The organism is Flagellimonas oceani (assembly GCF_011068285.1).
Lineage (GTDB): Bacteria > Bacteroidota > Bacteroidia > Flavobacteriales > Flavobacteriaceae > Flagellimonas > Flagellimonas oceani.
Genome location: NZ_CP049616.1, coordinates 4,327,809 through 4,343,833, shown reverse-complemented (window position 1 = coordinate 4,343,833; position 16,025 = coordinate 4,327,809). Strand labels below are relative to the sequence as shown.

The 16,025-nt window shown below is 38.9% G+C and carries 20 protein-coding genes; 10 read left to right on the top strand and 10 right to left on the bottom strand.

Features of this window, described 5'->3' with window-relative positions; translation table 11 throughout:
* The first annotated feature begins 2 nt into the window (after positions 1-2).
* The 10 genes from GVT53_RS19695 (at position 3) to GVT53_RS19650 (ending at position 8,626) form a co-directional block, all read left to right on the top strand.
* Positions 3-842, top strand: coding sequence for a hypothetical protein (locus tag GVT53_RS19695; RefSeq protein WP_166250553.1), 840 nt, complete (start codon positions 3-5; stop codon positions 840-842).
* Between the two features lie 17 nt (positions 843-859).
* Positions 860-1,486, top strand: coding sequence for a conjugal transfer protein TraK (locus GVT53_RS19690; protein ID WP_166250178.1), 627 nt, complete (start codon positions 860-862; stop codon positions 1,484-1,486).
* Positions 1,467-2,384 carry a conjugative transposon protein TraM gene (gene traM / locus GVT53_RS19685; RefSeq protein WP_166250177.1) on the top strand — a complete coding sequence of 306 codons (918 nt, stop codon included), beginning with the start codon at positions 1,467-1,469 and terminating at the stop codon, positions 2,382-2,384. Before GVT53_RS19690 ends, traM begins: the two co-directional genes overlap by 20 nt.
* A 17-nt stretch (positions 2,385-2,401) precedes the next feature.
* Positions 2,402-3,214 carry a DUF4138 domain-containing protein gene (locus tag GVT53_RS19680; protein ID WP_166250176.1) on the top strand — a complete coding sequence of 271 codons (813 nt, stop codon included), beginning with the start codon at positions 2,402-2,404 and terminating at the stop codon, positions 3,212-3,214.
* A gap of 193 nt (positions 3,215-3,407) precedes the next feature.
* Positions 3,408-4,124: a HEPN domain-containing protein gene (locus GVT53_RS19675; protein ID WP_166250175.1), complete on the top strand. Its 717-nt coding sequence runs from the start codon at positions 3,408-3,410 to the stop codon at positions 4,122-4,124.
* Positions 4,125-4,370: 246 nt separating this feature from the next.
* Complete coding sequence (locus tag GVT53_RS19670; protein WP_166250174.1) at positions 4,371-5,036, top strand: hypothetical protein; 666 nt, start codon at positions 4,371-4,373, stop codon at positions 5,034-5,036.
* A gap of 87 nt (positions 5,037-5,123) precedes the next feature.
* Entirely contained in the window at positions 5,124-6,212 is a 1,089-nt protein-coding gene (locus GVT53_RS19665; protein WP_166250173.1) for a tellurite resistance TerB family protein, read from the top strand.
* A 24-nt stretch (positions 6,213-6,236) separates the two neighbouring features.
* Positions 6,237-6,560: a DUF6804 family protein gene (locus GVT53_RS19660; RefSeq protein ID WP_166250172.1), complete on the top strand. Its 324-nt coding sequence runs from the start codon at positions 6,237-6,239 to the stop codon at positions 6,558-6,560.
* A gap of 13 nt (positions 6,561-6,573) precedes the next feature.
* Positions 6,574-7,761: a PDDEXK-like family protein gene (locus GVT53_RS19655; protein WP_166250171.1), complete on the top strand. Its 1,188-nt coding sequence runs from the start codon at positions 6,574-6,576 to the stop codon at positions 7,759-7,761.
* Between the two features lie 49 nt (positions 7,762-7,810).
* Positions 7,811-8,626, top strand: coding sequence for an endonuclease/exonuclease/phosphatase family protein (locus GVT53_RS19650; protein ID WP_166250170.1), 816 nt, complete (start codon positions 7,811-7,813; stop codon positions 8,624-8,626).
* A gap of 9 nt (positions 8,627-8,635) precedes the next feature.
* Here the strand turns inward: GVT53_RS19650 and GVT53_RS19645 are convergent, their stop codons facing one another.
* The 10 genes from GVT53_RS19645 to GVT53_RS19600 form a co-directional block, all read right to left on the bottom strand.
* Positions 8,636-9,421: an ion transporter gene (locus GVT53_RS19645; RefSeq protein ID WP_240905090.1), complete on the bottom strand. Its 786-nt coding sequence runs from the start codon at positions 9,419-9,421 to the stop codon at positions 8,636-8,638.
* A gap of 291 nt (positions 9,422-9,712) precedes the next feature.
* Positions 9,713-10,627 carry a hypothetical protein gene (locus tag GVT53_RS19640; protein WP_166250169.1) on the bottom strand — a complete coding sequence of 305 codons (915 nt, stop codon included), beginning with the start codon at positions 10,625-10,627 and terminating at the stop codon, positions 9,713-9,715.
* Between the two features lie 4 nt (positions 10,628-10,631).
* Positions 10,632-11,897 (bottom strand): ABC transporter permease, encoded by a 1,266-nt coding sequence (locus tag GVT53_RS19635; RefSeq protein ID WP_166250168.1) that lies wholly within the window; start codon positions 11,895-11,897, stop codon positions 10,632-10,634.
* A 1-nt stretch (position 11,898) separates the two neighbouring features.
* Positions 11,899-12,294 carry a hypothetical protein gene (locus GVT53_RS19630; RefSeq protein ID WP_166250167.1) on the bottom strand — a complete coding sequence of 132 codons (396 nt, stop codon included), beginning with the start codon at positions 12,292-12,294 and terminating at the stop codon, positions 11,899-11,901.
* A 22-nt stretch (positions 12,295-12,316) separates the two neighbouring features.
* Positions 12,317-12,622, bottom strand: coding sequence for an excalibur calcium-binding domain-containing protein (locus GVT53_RS19625; protein ID WP_166250166.1), 306 nt, complete (start codon positions 12,620-12,622; stop codon positions 12,317-12,319).
* A 12-nt stretch (positions 12,623-12,634) separates the two neighbouring features.
* Positions 12,635-12,820 (bottom strand): YegP family protein, encoded by a 186-nt coding sequence (locus GVT53_RS19620; protein WP_166250165.1) that lies wholly within the window; start codon positions 12,818-12,820, stop codon positions 12,635-12,637.
* A 215-nt stretch (positions 12,821-13,035) separates the two neighbouring features.
* Entirely contained in the window at positions 13,036-13,263 is a 228-nt protein-coding gene (locus GVT53_RS19615) for a hypothetical protein (protein ID WP_166250164.1), read from the bottom strand.
* A complete protein-coding gene (locus GVT53_RS19610) occupies positions 13,253-14,302 on the bottom strand; it encodes a type I restriction endonuclease (RefSeq protein ID WP_166250163.1) in 1,050 nt (349 codons plus the stop codon). Before GVT53_RS19610 ends, GVT53_RS19615 begins: the two co-directional genes overlap by 11 nt.
* Positions 14,303-14,449: 147 nt before the next feature.
* Complete coding sequence (locus tag GVT53_RS19605; protein ID WP_240905088.1) at positions 14,450-15,256, bottom strand: hypothetical protein; 807 nt, start codon at positions 15,254-15,256, stop codon at positions 14,450-14,452.
* A 96-nt stretch (positions 15,257-15,352) separates the two neighbouring features.
* A complete protein-coding gene (locus GVT53_RS19600) occupies positions 15,353-16,018 on the bottom strand; it encodes a response regulator transcription factor (RefSeq protein ID WP_166250162.1) in 666 nt (221 codons plus the stop codon).
* Positions 16,019-16,025: the final 7 nt, after the last annotated feature.

The window sequence follows — 16,025 nt, the reverse complement described above, 5'->3', positions numbered from 1 at the left end:
TGATGATGGGATATTTCTTGGGCATAGGATTGGAATATGTGGATGCGGTCTTTCAGACCATCAAGGACAGTGATTTTTCCCAATACACCATTGTTGGGATGAAGGCCTTGGCTGTGCTGTTCTTTTTGATCAACATCCTCAAAAAATACAATGAGGGCATCGCCACGACCGATGGTCATACCTGGGGCCTCACCCCTACCGAACTGGCCAAAAACTTTTTGATTGTGCTACTGGTCATTTTTTCCACACAGGTATTAGAGGTCTTTGACGGTATTTTGGTCGCCATTGAATCCCAATACCGGGACACGGCTCCGGCACTCCTCCCCTTACAGCTACAGGATGTGGACCTGGAACGGGATGTGGGTGCCCTGGAAGCCGCCAAAAAAGCGATGGCCATGCTCTATGAAGCCTTGGTCACTCCCTTGTACGGATTGAAAATGGTAGCTTTTGTCATAGCGGTTATGCTGTGGTTGTTGGATATATTCATCTATCCGCTCTTTTTGGCCGAACGATATTTCCTATTGGGAATCATGCAGGCCTTTTTCCCCTTGGTCATTAGCTTGGCCGTATTCGAGAAGTTTCGAGGTCTGGCCTATACGTACTTCAAGCTCTATGCAGGAGTCTATATGTTGGTGCCTGCCTTCTTTTTGGTCAATGTCTTTGTCAACAACCTCTATACGGAGATCAACACCAACTTTTGGGGCAGTCTGTTCGGCACGGATTGGGGCAGTGAATTTTTTGCCCCAGTTATCCAGCTAGGATCCATCGGATTTATTGTATTGCTCAAATTCAAACTGTACCGGAAGGCCATGAGTTTTACGTTGCGCCTGTTCACTGGTTAACTAAGATTTTACTAAAAATGAAAACACCCTTTAAAAACATACAACAGGTTTTGAGATTGAACCGGATTGTGGTTTTGGCATTGGTCGTTATGGCGGGCTTGGTCTGTATCACCGCGATTGTTTTGGTAGTCAAGATACACAAAGATAGCCTGAATCAGGCCTTTGTGGTCAGTTCCGACGGAGCGGTCATCCCCCTCCAATTGACGAATGAACGTGAGAACTTGGAAGTCGAGGCTTTGGCCCATCTGGAACAGTTCCACAATTGGTTCTATGGTGTGGAGGCCAACAGCTATGAAAAGAACATGGAAAAAGCCTTATGGTTGGGCAATGCCTCAGTGGGTGCCATCTTCCGTCAAAAAAAGGCAGACGGCTTCTATAACCGTTTATTGCAATATTCCCTCGTACAACAAGTGGAACGCATCGATTCCCAAATCGATATGGACCAAGAACCTTATGCCTTTCAGACCCGGACCCTGATCCATATCAATCGAGGTACGGTTACCGATACCTATGAATTGATAACCACGGGCAAGCTCATCACAGTGGCCCGTCATTTCCCCCACAACCCCCACGGGTTGCTCATCACTGATTTTTTTGAAAACTCCCTCCGTAAAATAGAATCCTATGAAACCACAGAAAAATAAAATCGTTTTTGCCATGGTCTTGGTAGGCGTGGTCCTTTTTATAGCAGTCTACTCCATTCTCACCTTTGGCAAGGACAAAAAAACCGAATTGAAACCCGATCGCATTCCAATGCCCGACCTGGAAGAGAACCAAAAGGTATACGAATCCAAGATGGAGGCCTTGGATGCCATTGAAGCTGAACGCGAAGTTACCGCACCACAAATCTACCCGGACCATATGGTGGATGATAAAGGCTATTTCAATCCCGACTATATGGAATATGAGAAACAGCGCATCATCGACAGTGTGTATAGCTCGGGTAGGTTCAACTATCATCAGGAACCTATTCCGAATTTGGACACAACCTCAATAACAGAACCTAAAACCGTGCCCGACCAAAACGAAATACCTACATCTGAGAGCGCTATCACAGCTGCCGAAATGGCCTTGGAACAGCAACTGTTCTTTGCTTCACATCCCAAGACTGTCAACAGCGAAATCAACTCTCCAGTAATGGTTGAAGTGGATGGCAAACAGGTATTGCGAACCAACAGTCGTATCCGGTTACGATTGGTGGAGCCCATGACCTTCAATGGCCATCACTTTCCAAAGTACACCACAGTGTTTGGCACGGTACGTTTCCAACCAAATCGGACCCTATTGCACATTACCCACATAAATCATATTCCCTTCGAGGGGGAGGCCTATGACCTACAAGATGGCTTAATGGGCCTCTACTTGGAAAACTCTCTACGTGAAGAAGCTACCCGTGAGATCACAGATGATATGGTACAGGATATCAATATCGCGGGACTACCCGAAGTAAGGGGCCTAAAAAGTTTATTTCAACGGAGGCAACGCCAACAAAAGGTGACCGTATTGGATGGTCATCGCTTACTACTACAACCAAAACCGTAATCATAAACAGTAACACCATGAAATATCAAACCCTTTTACCCGTCATCATACTCCTCTTTTTTGCCGTTTATGGCACATCCCAATCCTTGGATACCATTTATGCCAATGCGCATCAAGTTGTTTCCCTTACATTTCCCGACCCTATCCAGACGGGTATGACCGGTGCCCAAAACTTTGCCTTCAGTTTTGATCGAGAGAAAGCAGATAACTTGGGATTACTGCAGGCGGATAAAGATGTGACTAGTAATCTATTGGTCCGCACCACCGTTGGTAACCTCTACAGCTTTATCCTTGCCTATCGGGAGGACCTGCTCCAGTTGCATTATTTCATTAGGCCGAATCAATGTTTGAAAAACCCTTTTCAACATGATTCCCAGACCCAAGAAGCTACTGGTTCCATTCCAAAAAAACCGTCTCCGAAAGAAAAACAGTTTACGTTACTATGCACCCAATTGCTTGACAGGGAATCATCCGCACATAAATGGAGTAAGCGACAAAAAGGCATCAGGGCTAAACTAATAGATCAGGTCTACCATGATAATCAAGTCTATATGGTCTATGAACTGAGGAACCGATCCACAATTCCTTATGATTTAGGCCTGTTCCAATTATCAAAAGTATTGGGCACCCCCAAACGTAAAGCCTCTTATCAGGAATTGCCCATCACTCCCCTGTTCGAATTCCAAATGCCCAAACAGATCGGCGCTGGCGAAACGGTTCGCTTTGTGGTTGTCTACCCCAAGTTTACCTTAAACGCAAAGCAACAGCTACAAGTAAAGGTGTTGGAAGCCCATGGAAGCCGTAATCTTATCTTTAAGATAGTTAAGTAGACGTGAAATCAATCCTTCGGCCAACAACAATCATACCTAGCTTTTTCCTAACTTGTACATAAAGCACAAGTAATATGGCTTAAATCGGAAACATGGCTGTCAGGCATTTTTTTATAAATCCAGTACTATTACAATGAACAGAAAAAGCAAGCAAAAAAACGCCCAAACTAATAGGAAAGAGTTAATGTCTAGTATGAACAATTCAATTACATGGACAGAAAAGTTGGATAAAGGTTATTGGTTAATGAACCTTGGGTATCGCGATTACATCGCTGCCCGTTTCCTGCTTAACAACCATCTCATAGTGCAAGGGTTAACACTTGCAAGCACTTCCGTAGAAAAATACCTAAAAGCCCTGATTGTTTTCAATCTCGAGGTTCGAGAAAAATATCATTACCATTTCGATAAATTTGATAAGCTCAAAAACCTCCTTGAAAATGTCAATAAGGACATCACCAAAGAATTAGACCCAGTATTCTTGGAGATATTGGAAAATGCATTCAAAATCCGCTATTACGACAGGATTAAGAGCCCAATCTTTATTGGCCTTTACATCAATCAGTTTATTGGTGAATTGGATTATACCATTGACTTTATTGAACGGTTCATTGTCAATACACAAAATGGGGGCGAATCTATATCTGCATATAGCAGAGCAATCAAAAACAATGAGCCACACCTTTATGAAAATAACTTCATTCTCAACAAGGAGGATAAAAAGGAGCACATGGAAAAAACTGATGTGGGATTTTCAATTCACCTCCGAATGGGATCCGTCTCTCAAGAAGAGAACATCGTAAAGGGAGGAAGTACTAAAAATAAATATGAAGGCCAAATAGCAAGGTTCACAGAATTTAGCGAACATTTATTTGGAATCCATAAAAGTGGTGATTTCGTCCTAAAAGAATAAGACGCTTTTTCCAATAAAGAACTGATTGCTGATTTAAGTAAATCACCTATTCACATCAATTTAATTGTGAATAACCAAAAATTCTTTTGAATGTCCTTATCTACGTTACATCCTATTCTCAACACTATTTTATTTTAAATCATATTACACAATCTTCACTAAAGACAATCTCATATTACGTTTTTCCGTAATCACATTATTGGCAATTTGTATAGTTTAGTTTCCATTGATTTAAAATGGACCAAAATGAAGAAAGGACTTATACTGATGGGGTTAACAGCGTTGTTTATGTCCTGTAATTCCCCATTGGACAGAAAATTTAATCAAGAAACCGTCAAAGAAGATTTTGAGGCTATAGAATCAAAACTTGATACAACCGAATTTCAATTATTGACAGGGTCGATGTTACGATTGAAACTGCAGGACAAAGAACTTGAAGATATGACTTATGCAGAAATCTTGGAGGATGGCAAAGAGTGGAAAAAAGAACAGGAAAAAGTGGAAGCCGAACAAAAGGCACTAGCGGAAAAAGCAGCCAAGGAAGAGTCAGAAAGGTTTAAAAGGCTCAATCAAGCGGTTATGGTTTCTTGTTATCAAAAAGGTTTTTCGGAAGGTGACTATGAAGACTATATCACCTATAAATTCGTGATTCAAAACAAATCCGATAAAAATATCCGGGCCATTAAAGGTGCTATAACATTTACCAATTTGTTCGATGATGAAATTAAAACGTTAACCTTTGTGTATGACCAACCTATACCGGCAGGCCAAGAAGTCAATTGGAATGCAACAACGGACTACAATCAGTTTATGGATGACGACCAAGCTCTAAAAAACAAAGAACTGAAAGATTTGAAAGTCATTTGGGAACCTGAAAAGATTATATTTGAAGATGGCACCTCTTTGGAATAATCCCAATAACATCCATTTAAATAAAACTTAATTGGAACATTTTTTCGTGAACAAGTGTAAACTTTGAAAAATATCCAAACCAGAACTATGAGCATCTTTACCCCAAAGAAAAGTAAAAAGCCTTCGTTCATTGACAAAATCCTAAAAAGGACTCCCAAGGAAAATGCCATCATTGAAATAAACAATCTTTTCGTTGAAAACGAAGATGACCTGATCAAGATAAACTTGGGTCACATCCAAGAAATCGCAAATCGATACAAAATAAAACTCAACAAAAAATTTAAGCCCCTTCGGTTTGAACTTTTCAGAAAGTACATTCACCATTGCCTGGAAGACCAAGTTATCGACGAGAATGAAGTAAACACTATCCAACATCTAAAAGAACTGCTGTATTTGACCGATGCAGAGGTCAAACATATGCTCGACTTTGAAACCAAAAAGATTTTTGACAGAGAAGTTAAGGTTGCCGTATCTGACGGGAAATTGACCCAAGACGAAAAGGATAAATTGGAGATACTCAAAAAAAATCTTCTGCTCACTGATGAAACAGCGAAGGATATTCTAAAAAGTAATTCAAATAAAATCTTAAAAGATTTCATTGACAATGCTATTTCGGATGAGCGACTGAGCGATGAAGAGTTTGAGAAAATGAACGAGATATCGCAAAGCCTAGGCATCGAGCCTAATTTAGATGCGAAAACGAAACAAAATCTAGAGCGTTACCGTTTATATTGGACTATAGAAAACGGAGAACTACCGGTCTATGCCAACCCTCCCATAAACATTCAAAAAAGTGAAAACCTATATTTTATGGGCCATGTTAATTGGCAAGAGCAACGGAGAGTGACCAAAAGAATCAACTATGGTGGTCCTACTGCCAGGATAAAAATAGCAAAGGGGGTATATTATAGAATGGGTAGTATTGCCGCCAAAGCAGTGTCGGAAGATGTTTGGAAGGTCATTGACAGTGGAAACTTGTACCTAACAAACAAACGACTCATTTTTATGGGCTCCAAGGGAAACAAAACCATTAGGCTGAACAAAATACTGGATATCATCCCCTATAAAAATGGGGTCGACATTCAAAAGGATGCAGGAAAAAGCCCTTTTCTCGAATTTAGCACTAATGTGGATATCTTCTCCATGATGCTTGTTCGATTGATAGATGAACTTTGAAATTGAAGTACAAAATCATTGCAAATGCCAAACAACAAACTGCTGATTTTAAAAATCGTTTTGATCATACTTTTTATTGGTTGCCTATTCGACTGGGAATATGGCTATTTTCAACTGGTCCGTTTTTTGGGTATGGTGGGATTCGGATTGTTGGCGTACCATGATTTTGAAAAAAACAAAACATGGTTCATCATCTGGCTTGCCTCCGCCATATTAATCAATCCTATTTTTAAAATAGCTTTGGGAAGAGAACTTTGGAATATCATCGATATCGTCTGGGCTCTCCTATTGTCTTTTTCGATATTCCTTAAAGGCAATCCAAACGAAACCAGTCAAAATAAAACCTAACCAGATACAGTATATGATTGCGGCCATCGACATACTCAAAAAAACCGGTACGATTTCAAACAAATACAAGGAACTTGCAAAAAGTACAGGTGAAAACTTCAATATATTTTCCATTCTCCGCATGGAATCCAATGAAGTCACTACACATTCAAGGTTCATTGCCGAACTGCTCAATCCAAATGGGAGCCATGACCAATCCGATAAATTCCTCGCAATCTTCAAAAATACATTTGCCCCTGAATCCAAGTTAAATTTGGCTACCACCAAGGTATACGTGGAACACTATGTTGGAAAGGTTGAAGCGGAAAGTGGCGGTAGAATTGACATCTTGATCAAAGATGCAGAAGGCAATGTCATCATGATCGAAAACAAGGTCTACGCCGCAGAGCAATCCAATCAATTGTTAAGGTACCACAACGCATTCCCAAGTGGGAAGCTCATTTATCTAACATTGTTTGGCGAGAAAAGCCGAGAAGAAAATTCAGCAGGCCTTTATGAAACCATGTCCTATGAAACGGACATGGTCAATTGGCTTGAACAATGCCTTGTCAAGGTTGAGAACATGCCTGTAATACAACAAACCATCATACAATACATCAATGTAATCAAGAAATTGACAAATCAAAGTTTAAATAATAAAATGAGTCAAGAGATCATAAATAAAATTCTGGAAGAAAAAGAATATTTGACCGCTTACAAAGTTTTGTACGATGTCAACAATGAATTAAAAAAAGAATTGGTCACAAGGATTCTAGGTAAAATCCAAGAGATGCTCTCCAAAAAAGGAATTGAAGACGTTAAAACAATGGATTGTGGAGTTACACAAGGTACATTGTTTCATATTCAGACCGCATCCATGAAAAAAAATCATATAAAACTCGCATTGTACTTTGAGGGAAAGGAATATTCAAGATTGAACATGGGCTTTGTGAAAACCAATTCAAATATATCGTTGGACCCAGATAAATTGCATCAGGGATTCAAGAAAGTGTTTTCAGAAAGTAAGCAATCCGATCAATGGCTAGCTTATATTGAATATACTGAATATAGGGACTTTTATTATCACACGTTAAACAAAATATACTTTGACAAAGATTTTGGTTTTTATAGAGACCTAGAAGATAAAATCGACCGTATGATGGAAATTTACCACAAAACGGTAGAATTGACATATGAGCCTATAAAAATATTCGACCAGTAAAATAGTGTGGTGCTGAGCACCTAATACATTGCACAAATCAACCCACCTCATGATAAGAAGACTGGCATTATTATTCCTGATTTTATCTCACTTCCTAATCTTTTCCCAACAAGGTGAAGTCAATTTAATTTCTTGGAATATCAAAGACTTTGGCAGAACCAAAAACACGGAAGAACTCAATCAAATTGCAGAAATTGTCAGGCATGCCGATATTTTGGCCATTCAAGAAGTAGTTGCAGGGTATGGGGGTGCCCAAGCTGTGGCAAAGCTTGCGGATATATTGAATCGGAAAGGGGCGAAATGGGACTATGTCATCAGTGACCCTACCAACAGCCCTAAATATATTGCCGAACGATATGCCTTTATTTGGAAGACCCATCGCATCAAAATAAAGAACAGGGGATGGCTAATTTCCGAATTGGCCACCCAAATTGACCGAGAGCCTTTTTTACTAAACTTTTACCTCGAGGGGAAACGGTTTACAATCATCAACTTCCATTCCAGGCCTTACAACAAAGACCCGGAAAGTGAAATCATTGTGCTTTCCAAGTTTGTCATCGATTCTTTAAAAACGCCATTACTCATTGCTGGAGATTTTAATGTCGATGAAAAAATGCCCGTTTTTAATACCTTGAAAAACTCAGGGTACAGAACAGCCATTTCCAACCAAAAGACTACCTTGAAATGGAGTTGTGAACGAACCGACTACCTCAACCACTCTATTGACAATATTTTTTATTCTAAAAATATTCAAAAATTGGAAGGAAAGGCCATAGATTTTGTGCGCTACTGCGATGAATTGGAACAGGCTCGTAAACTATCAGATCATTTACCAGTATTTTTAAAATTTTCTCTAAAAGACTGATACCCCTTCTTAGGAGGTTTTGAATTCTTCACCACATTTGGGACATCTGCACGGTTTGCTTTTTTCTCTATCCTTGCGAACATTATCGATAAAAGCAGAACTAAGGATTCCTGTCGGCAACGCCACAAACCCAATTCCAATTAAGGCGATTATCGCACTTAACAACTTACCAGTAACTGTTACTGGGTAAACATCCCCATATCCAACCGTAGTTAAGGTTGCAACTGCCCACCACAATGAATCACCAATATTGGAGAATTTATCCGGTTGAGCATCATTCTCCGCATAGAACATCAGTGTTGAAGCCAACACCAAAAGAATCCATGCCACAAATACTGTCACGGAAAGTTGGGGTTTGGTATCCTTGAGTACATTCTTAATTATCCGCAGGGATTTGGAGTATTTGCCCAACTTAAGAATACGCAGTAACCGGAGAAGCCTTAAAATCCTTACTATTCTCAAATCGAAAGCAACCAAAAGTGGGAGATAAAAGGGGACAATGGCTATCAAATCGATAATTCCATATCCAGAACATACATAGCCCAAACGTTTTGACCTAAAGAGAATAGGGGTATTATTGTCCAAGTCAGCAATCCAAATTCTAATTACATATTCTATTGAGAATACAACAATGGAAAAATACTCAAAGGCCTGAAAGAATTGATTATACGAACGCAGTATATCCTTATGGGATTCAAAAATTATGGCAATTACGTTGAGGACAATTAATCCGTATATGAATTTGGAGAAAAATACCCCGTTAACGAACTGAAACATTCTTCTTTTCAAATTCATAGTAATAAATTTTACAAATGCTGCTCCCTAAATGGCAATTTCATCAAGGATGAACAGGAAATTCATATCCAACGAGCAATAAAAATAGGAGCATAACCAAACATCCACTATTCCTGTCCTTAGGAAAATGCCTTGCGATTAGTTAAACCAGGTATTCCTGTGCGAACAGAGTATCCTTTACTACTGACACTTCTGAACTTTCTTTTATAATTCTGTGTAATTCCTGACCTACTAATATTCAAGCCCATGCCTTTACCAAGTGAAACCCGTTTGTTAAATCTGAAGGCCATTTTACTCCTTTTTTAGAATAAAATCTCGAATAATCTTATCCATATGTGTCGGTAGGTCCGCCTGCTTTAGCTCGTGTTTTGCCACCTTCATTTCGTCAAACCATTGGCTCCAATATCTTCTTATTACATCTTCTTCATAAGGATTACCCTTATTTGGGTTGATACCTAACACAAGTACTTCAAGATTAGAAAGGTTTGTATTGGCCACCATGAATCCAAAGTTTTTTTCTTCCATTCGTTGTTGCCATTTTTCATTGTTTAATCTATTTTTCTCAATCCATTGCGGAATTAAATAACTCGTTCGGTTTTCCTGTTCCATCTTGGCATCCTTATGATACATATAACCATCAGATAAAATCACAAGTATATTACGATACCCCTCATCAATACAATAGTCATCGACCTTGTTCTTAAAAAAGCCCCATATATCAGAACCTACATAATGATTGTCATCAATGGCTGCCTTATAAATAAAATCTGAAATGAGACCATATTTTTCAGATACCATAAAAATGGAGTCTTTGATAGCAGTATCCTTTGTAAAATGATACTTTAGTTCCCCAATCTTCTTATTCAAGTTTGGGTCAAATGGTTCGGGATCAATAAAAACCTGAATCTTGTCATCTATCTGATTAATCCTTTTGGATAAAATGTGTGTCTCCAAAGTCTTGGCAACCGACATCAGATAGCCAATGTCCCTTTGATAATATTGCATAGCTGGCGAAGGGTACTTTTCGGGGTTTATTCGATCTGAAAGATCTAGCAAAATACTGATGTTCAGATTATTGTTAGGAGAAGTTTTTTTTAGCTCGATATTGGTTTGTTCTTCTTTTTCAGCTGTTTCTATTTTTGCATCCTTTCTACAAGACTGTAGTGAGCAGAAAGTTATAAGCATTATTAGAATCTTTGTCTTCATGTAATCAGTTTATGAGTTTATATAACCTACCTTCGTAGCTTTCATCGGCTATTTCATGTTCTTCCAAATGTTTTCGCTCTTCCTCTTTGCATTTAGCCAATAATTCATCCCTTCTTTTTAACGAATCAAAATTATCAGCTATGGCCAAAAACCAACCTTTAACATACTCCGCGTGGTAAGTGAGGTAGTGCTTATTGGAAAAAATGAACCCATCTATAGTTCTTTGCAGGTCGTTTATTTTGCCTTCTATACCAGAAATCTCTTCTTTGATGGGATTGATTTTACCAATTAATTTGTTGATTTCGAGATGGGCATTTTCGATATCTTCTCGTCTAGCCCTAATAAAGGATTTTATCCTATCAAAATTCTCGTACTCTTTCATGATAAAATCGAACACCAGCCCCCAAATGATATAAACGACAAATCCAGCAAAGATGATTCCCCAAAATTCTGGGGAGGTCAAAGCTATTCCAACATCAAATGGAGGTGATATTGGTGTCTTATCAAAATCATATATTTTCTTCTCGATTTGATATGCTAGGATAGCGTCAAAAATAAAAGTGACAACAAATAAGGTCCCTATTTTTACAAAGGACAACCAATTCTTATGTTTTTGAAACATATGTATCAAATAGCCCAGCCCCATAAAGGCGAAGGGTATGGTTGCTACAAATACGCCTTCCAACCAGCCATCTTCTATTGCTTTTGATAATGCATTGGCATCAAATATAGCAGCGGTTACCGTTGCATTTGGATCAAAAGTTTTGAAAAATGCGGAGTAAGAAGCTGATATATAAAATACCAGAAGATAAAAAGTAATAGGAATCAAAACAATCAACCCCAAATAAAACTGTGCCTTGGGTTTCTTGTCCACGTCCTCCACATATTTTTCGGGATTGTGCCTTACATCAACTATTTCAGATTTAAACAATTGGATTTTCTTTTCCAAAGTTGCAATGGACTCATCCAAAATCGCTTTTACTGTCCTTCGCTTTTTTAATTCTATTTCATATTTGCTCCTTTCTTGAATATAGGGCTCCTTAAGAGAATTCTGCAGTCTCTCATCTTCCCTACATTTACCTTTATAGTCCATATAAACATCCTGTAAGCAAGCTTTAAATACCATATGGTTCCCCTCTGCTTGTTTGGATGAGCCATACCCGCTTTCAAAAAAGGTGAGCTTTATCTTTTTGACATCATCCTCTTTGGACGGTTCAACAGCTGACTCCGGTTTCTTTTTGATGGAGAATATTTTTTTTAATGCACTCATATCAATCGTTCATAAGATTCATCAATTGTTTTTTAGATATCCTTTGTTTGGCATTTTCTAATAGGAACTCGCAGATGTCTTCAATATTTTCCTCCAAAAAACCGAACTTTAGGCAATACTTCTTGAGTGTATTAATCTCATCTTCGGTTGCTATACCATCAGCCCAAATCATTAATGCCAAATCATAGAGATATTCAATTTTATCCTCCAATTCTTCCGGTATCCTTGAATCTTGTGAGGGATTCAACAACACTTCGTTTAATTGTTCTTGGTTTACGCCCCGTTCCTCTGCAAATCGGTATAGCATTTGCAATTCAAGGACATCAAAATTATCATCGGAAAACGCCATCTGGTAAAGCCTCAAAAAATGACTCTGCAATTCCAATGAAACATTCATTTTTTCCATGTTTGATGATTATTTAATTTTCACAAGCAATGCCATCTTTGTCCCTATCCAAATTGGCATAGCAGCTTCTATTGGTTTCAAATGTTGATTGTGCTTCTGCTCTAGAAGAAAAGTCGAAACAGTTCTTTTTAACACAGGGCGTATTACTTTCATTGGTACATGATATACTAATACTAGCAATGAGTATCGCTAGAATCAATATTAAAACTCCACAACCACTTTTACTCTTCTTTCGATCACTGTTCTTAGACCGATTGCTAACGAAATGTCCTTGTACATAGGTCCCATCCTTTTTATGATATCCTCTGCGATAGCCCATGATTCAACTCTATTATGTCAAATCTTCTATCCCAGCATCTGGAGCATCCCTTTTTACAGCTGTAATACCGTTTAAGCAGGCCTGTTTAGAACTGTACATTTCACTTGTGGCTATTACTTCTCCATTTCCTTTTGATCGTAGGTTGAAAAAATATTGGTCATTTTTGCTTCTTTTGATTTCAAATTTAGGAAAGGCCATTTCTATTGGTTTTAAAGGTTACTACCTCAAACCTACTTCCAATACTGACCAATTCCTTACGGTTTTCCGTAAGCATAGCAATAATTAGGCTGGTGGGCTCAAAAAGGATTTGGAAAAACACAATTGAAAAAGCCCTTACTAGGCAAGCAAGTTCATTTATCGCAAAAAACGATATTTATTCCAATAAAAAAGTTTGGTATAATTCTCAGAAATTATCAATCCTCCCAACCACAGAGCGTACGGCCCAAATCCTTGGCCTTGGTCAAAGTGACCTCATATATCTTGGTAGAACAGTTGGAAAGGCCCCTGCAGTCTTTACGATAGTGATATTTTTTGCTTCCCTTTCCCATGCATACATAGACCATGGTATCATTATTGGAAGGCATACCGTAGGCACAAAGCAACATAAAAAGTACCGGGAGCAAAAAAATTCTAATCCTCATAGTAATCAACTGCTTTCAACAATAGGTCCTCGAACTGGTAAATATCGTCCACCGTCTCAATCGGATGTCGGGTCTCCTCCTTGTGCTGATCAAAGGTCCCTAAGTATTTATTGCCCCCATTGAGATGTAAACGACAGAGGGGTTTTCGGTTGTTATCGTCCAACAATATACCAAAATAGGATTGGGTATCCCTATGCACGATACGATCAACCGAGAGTTTTCTCCGCAAAATGGCCACCACAATACGATATGCGTCCATTTCTTCCTCGGTGGTTTTGACCTTGCTTAGTTTTTCTGGCTCCTTGTCCTCTTCCTGTTGTTTTTCCGCTTCCTTATGAAGCGCTGAATTCAAGCGATCGTTCACCTTCTCGCTAATGGTTTGGGTAAAGGCCTTGCTTACCAAATCGGTAAATTCCCCCATTACCTTTTCAGTAAGCCGGCCAGTATAGATCCGTGATGCGAAGAGCCTGACAAAATCATAACTTGGCGCTTGCAGTTCTTCCCCAATAAGTTTTTTTATTTCCTTGGTATATTTCAGGGAGCTCGCATTGTCCACAATTTCATCGACGTTAAAGTTCGTCTTATGGAATTTTGCAATCTCGTTGACTACATTCTCCTTTAACTGAGTGATATCGAATTCCAAAAAAGGTTTTTCGTCCATTTTATTGGTTGATTCCAAATCGGTAAAAAATTGATACTCGATACCATTGGTCAGCAGGGCAAATCTGGTTTTGGTCGTATGGAAATACCGGAACAATTGGGAATTATGGGCATTCAACTTTTCTTTCCAGTTTTTACACTCAATGATAATGATGGGAACACCGTTCTGAAAAATCGCATAATCCACCTTTTCACCTTTTTTCAATCCCAAGTCCGCGGTAAACTCTGGTACGACCTCGGTTGGATTGAAGGTATCATAACCCAACACGTTTATAAATGGTAGTACGAATGCGTGCTTGGTGGATTCCTCGGTATCTATTTTCTCTTTGAGTTTGATAACCTTTTCGGCCAAGACCTTGAGTTGATTCTGTAGTTCCATCTTTGGACATATTTTTAACCAAACCTACCCCTATTAAAAAAAAATCCCTTACAGATTTCCGTAAGGGATTGTCAAGTTGTGCAATTCACGTGCAGTAGGCTGAACTATCCTACACATCTATTGCAGTGGTCAGTGTGTGATATTATATCAATTCTCCTCATAAAAGAAATCATGGAGCTCTATTAGGCTACCTCTTTTTATTTGGACAAGGTCACGGGTATCTTTCAAGAAAATACCTAGGGACCTTTCATTATAAACAAACTTCATTTCGTTGGAGTAATCCGTTACCACATACATGTCTCCTTCCATTTTATAAAATGGAATCATATTTTTTCCTTTAACCCTGACTCCTCTATTGACAATCTTTCCATTCATAATGTCACTCTCCAAGTCGGAGGTTACTCCAGAGGCCACTCTTACGTAAGCCACCATCATTTTTGTCCATTCTGATTTATTGATCATAAACCACTTAACCTTATTAAAATCAATGCCATATTCATTAATCCATCCGTGACTGGTGAACCCAAGAAGTACATATTTTTTACCGTTCAGAACAGGATTGTCTTCTGGTTCAAATTCTTGAATCTTGAAAGTGATTACGGATGCGGATGACATGTCCTTTACTTTTTTTCCATCAAAGTCAACTGTCTTTAACGAAAAACTGGACATTTCCGGATGGTTGGACAATACCCATTGCGTTGCAGTGAGCTCTGCTCTCTCCTTCATTTGTTCAACTGCAGCTACACCAGCTCCAACCAACGCCAATGCGCCAACGGCACCTGCAATAGCTGCCCCGTCACTTTGGGCTTTTAGTTGTTGTGGAGCTATTATGCAAATAAGAATCGATATTAAGGCCGTTATTTTGAATTTTCGGATTGACCTAAGGATCAACGAAGTTCTGTTAGAATTTAGTTGAGCTTTGCTAACTGTGTCAATGGTGATTGAATGTTCCATTCTGATTTTATTATTTTTCAAATTTATTCTTGAAGCAAAAAAATCCCTTACAGATATCTACAAGGGAAACTCAACAATTCACTTACAACCTATAAATCAGATTTTTTCCTCCCGAATCATTTTGGCAATCAAATGATTGGTGTTCTTGGCCCCGAATTCATCGAACATTTTACTGACCCTCTTGTCAATGGTACTTTCACTGTTGGGGGTGATATGCTCCTTTTTGAACTTTTCCGAAATCTCTTTTTTCGTTAACCCTTCAGCCAAACACTGTAAGATCATCAAGTCGAACTCTTCCAGTTCAAATACATTATTGGAAACATTCAGATCAATTTCTGGAGAAACATAGGTTCGGTTGTGGTACACTTCCTGGACCGCCTTTACCAATTCCGTAAGACCATGCCGTCCCTTACAGACATAGGCATTGATTTTCTTTTCCTTAAAAAGTGAATTGATCTTGGACGGATTGTCTTCCATGGAGTTCACGATGACCTTTATGTCCGGTTGTACCGCTCTGGCCGCTTTGATCAGTTCCAATCCAGAGGTGAGTTTGCGTTCCACATGATCTCCTTTAAAAAACAGGTCTGTAATCAGTAATCCATAGGGTTCATTTTGGCCCAAGGCAAGTTTTAAGCGATTAAAGGCCTTATCACAATAAAGTTCGTCCTGGATGAATGGAATTTGCAATTTCTCACGCAACATCTCCGATATCCCTTGATTGGTATCCTGAAAATCCTCTGCTATCAATACTTTTTTAAACATAGCGATG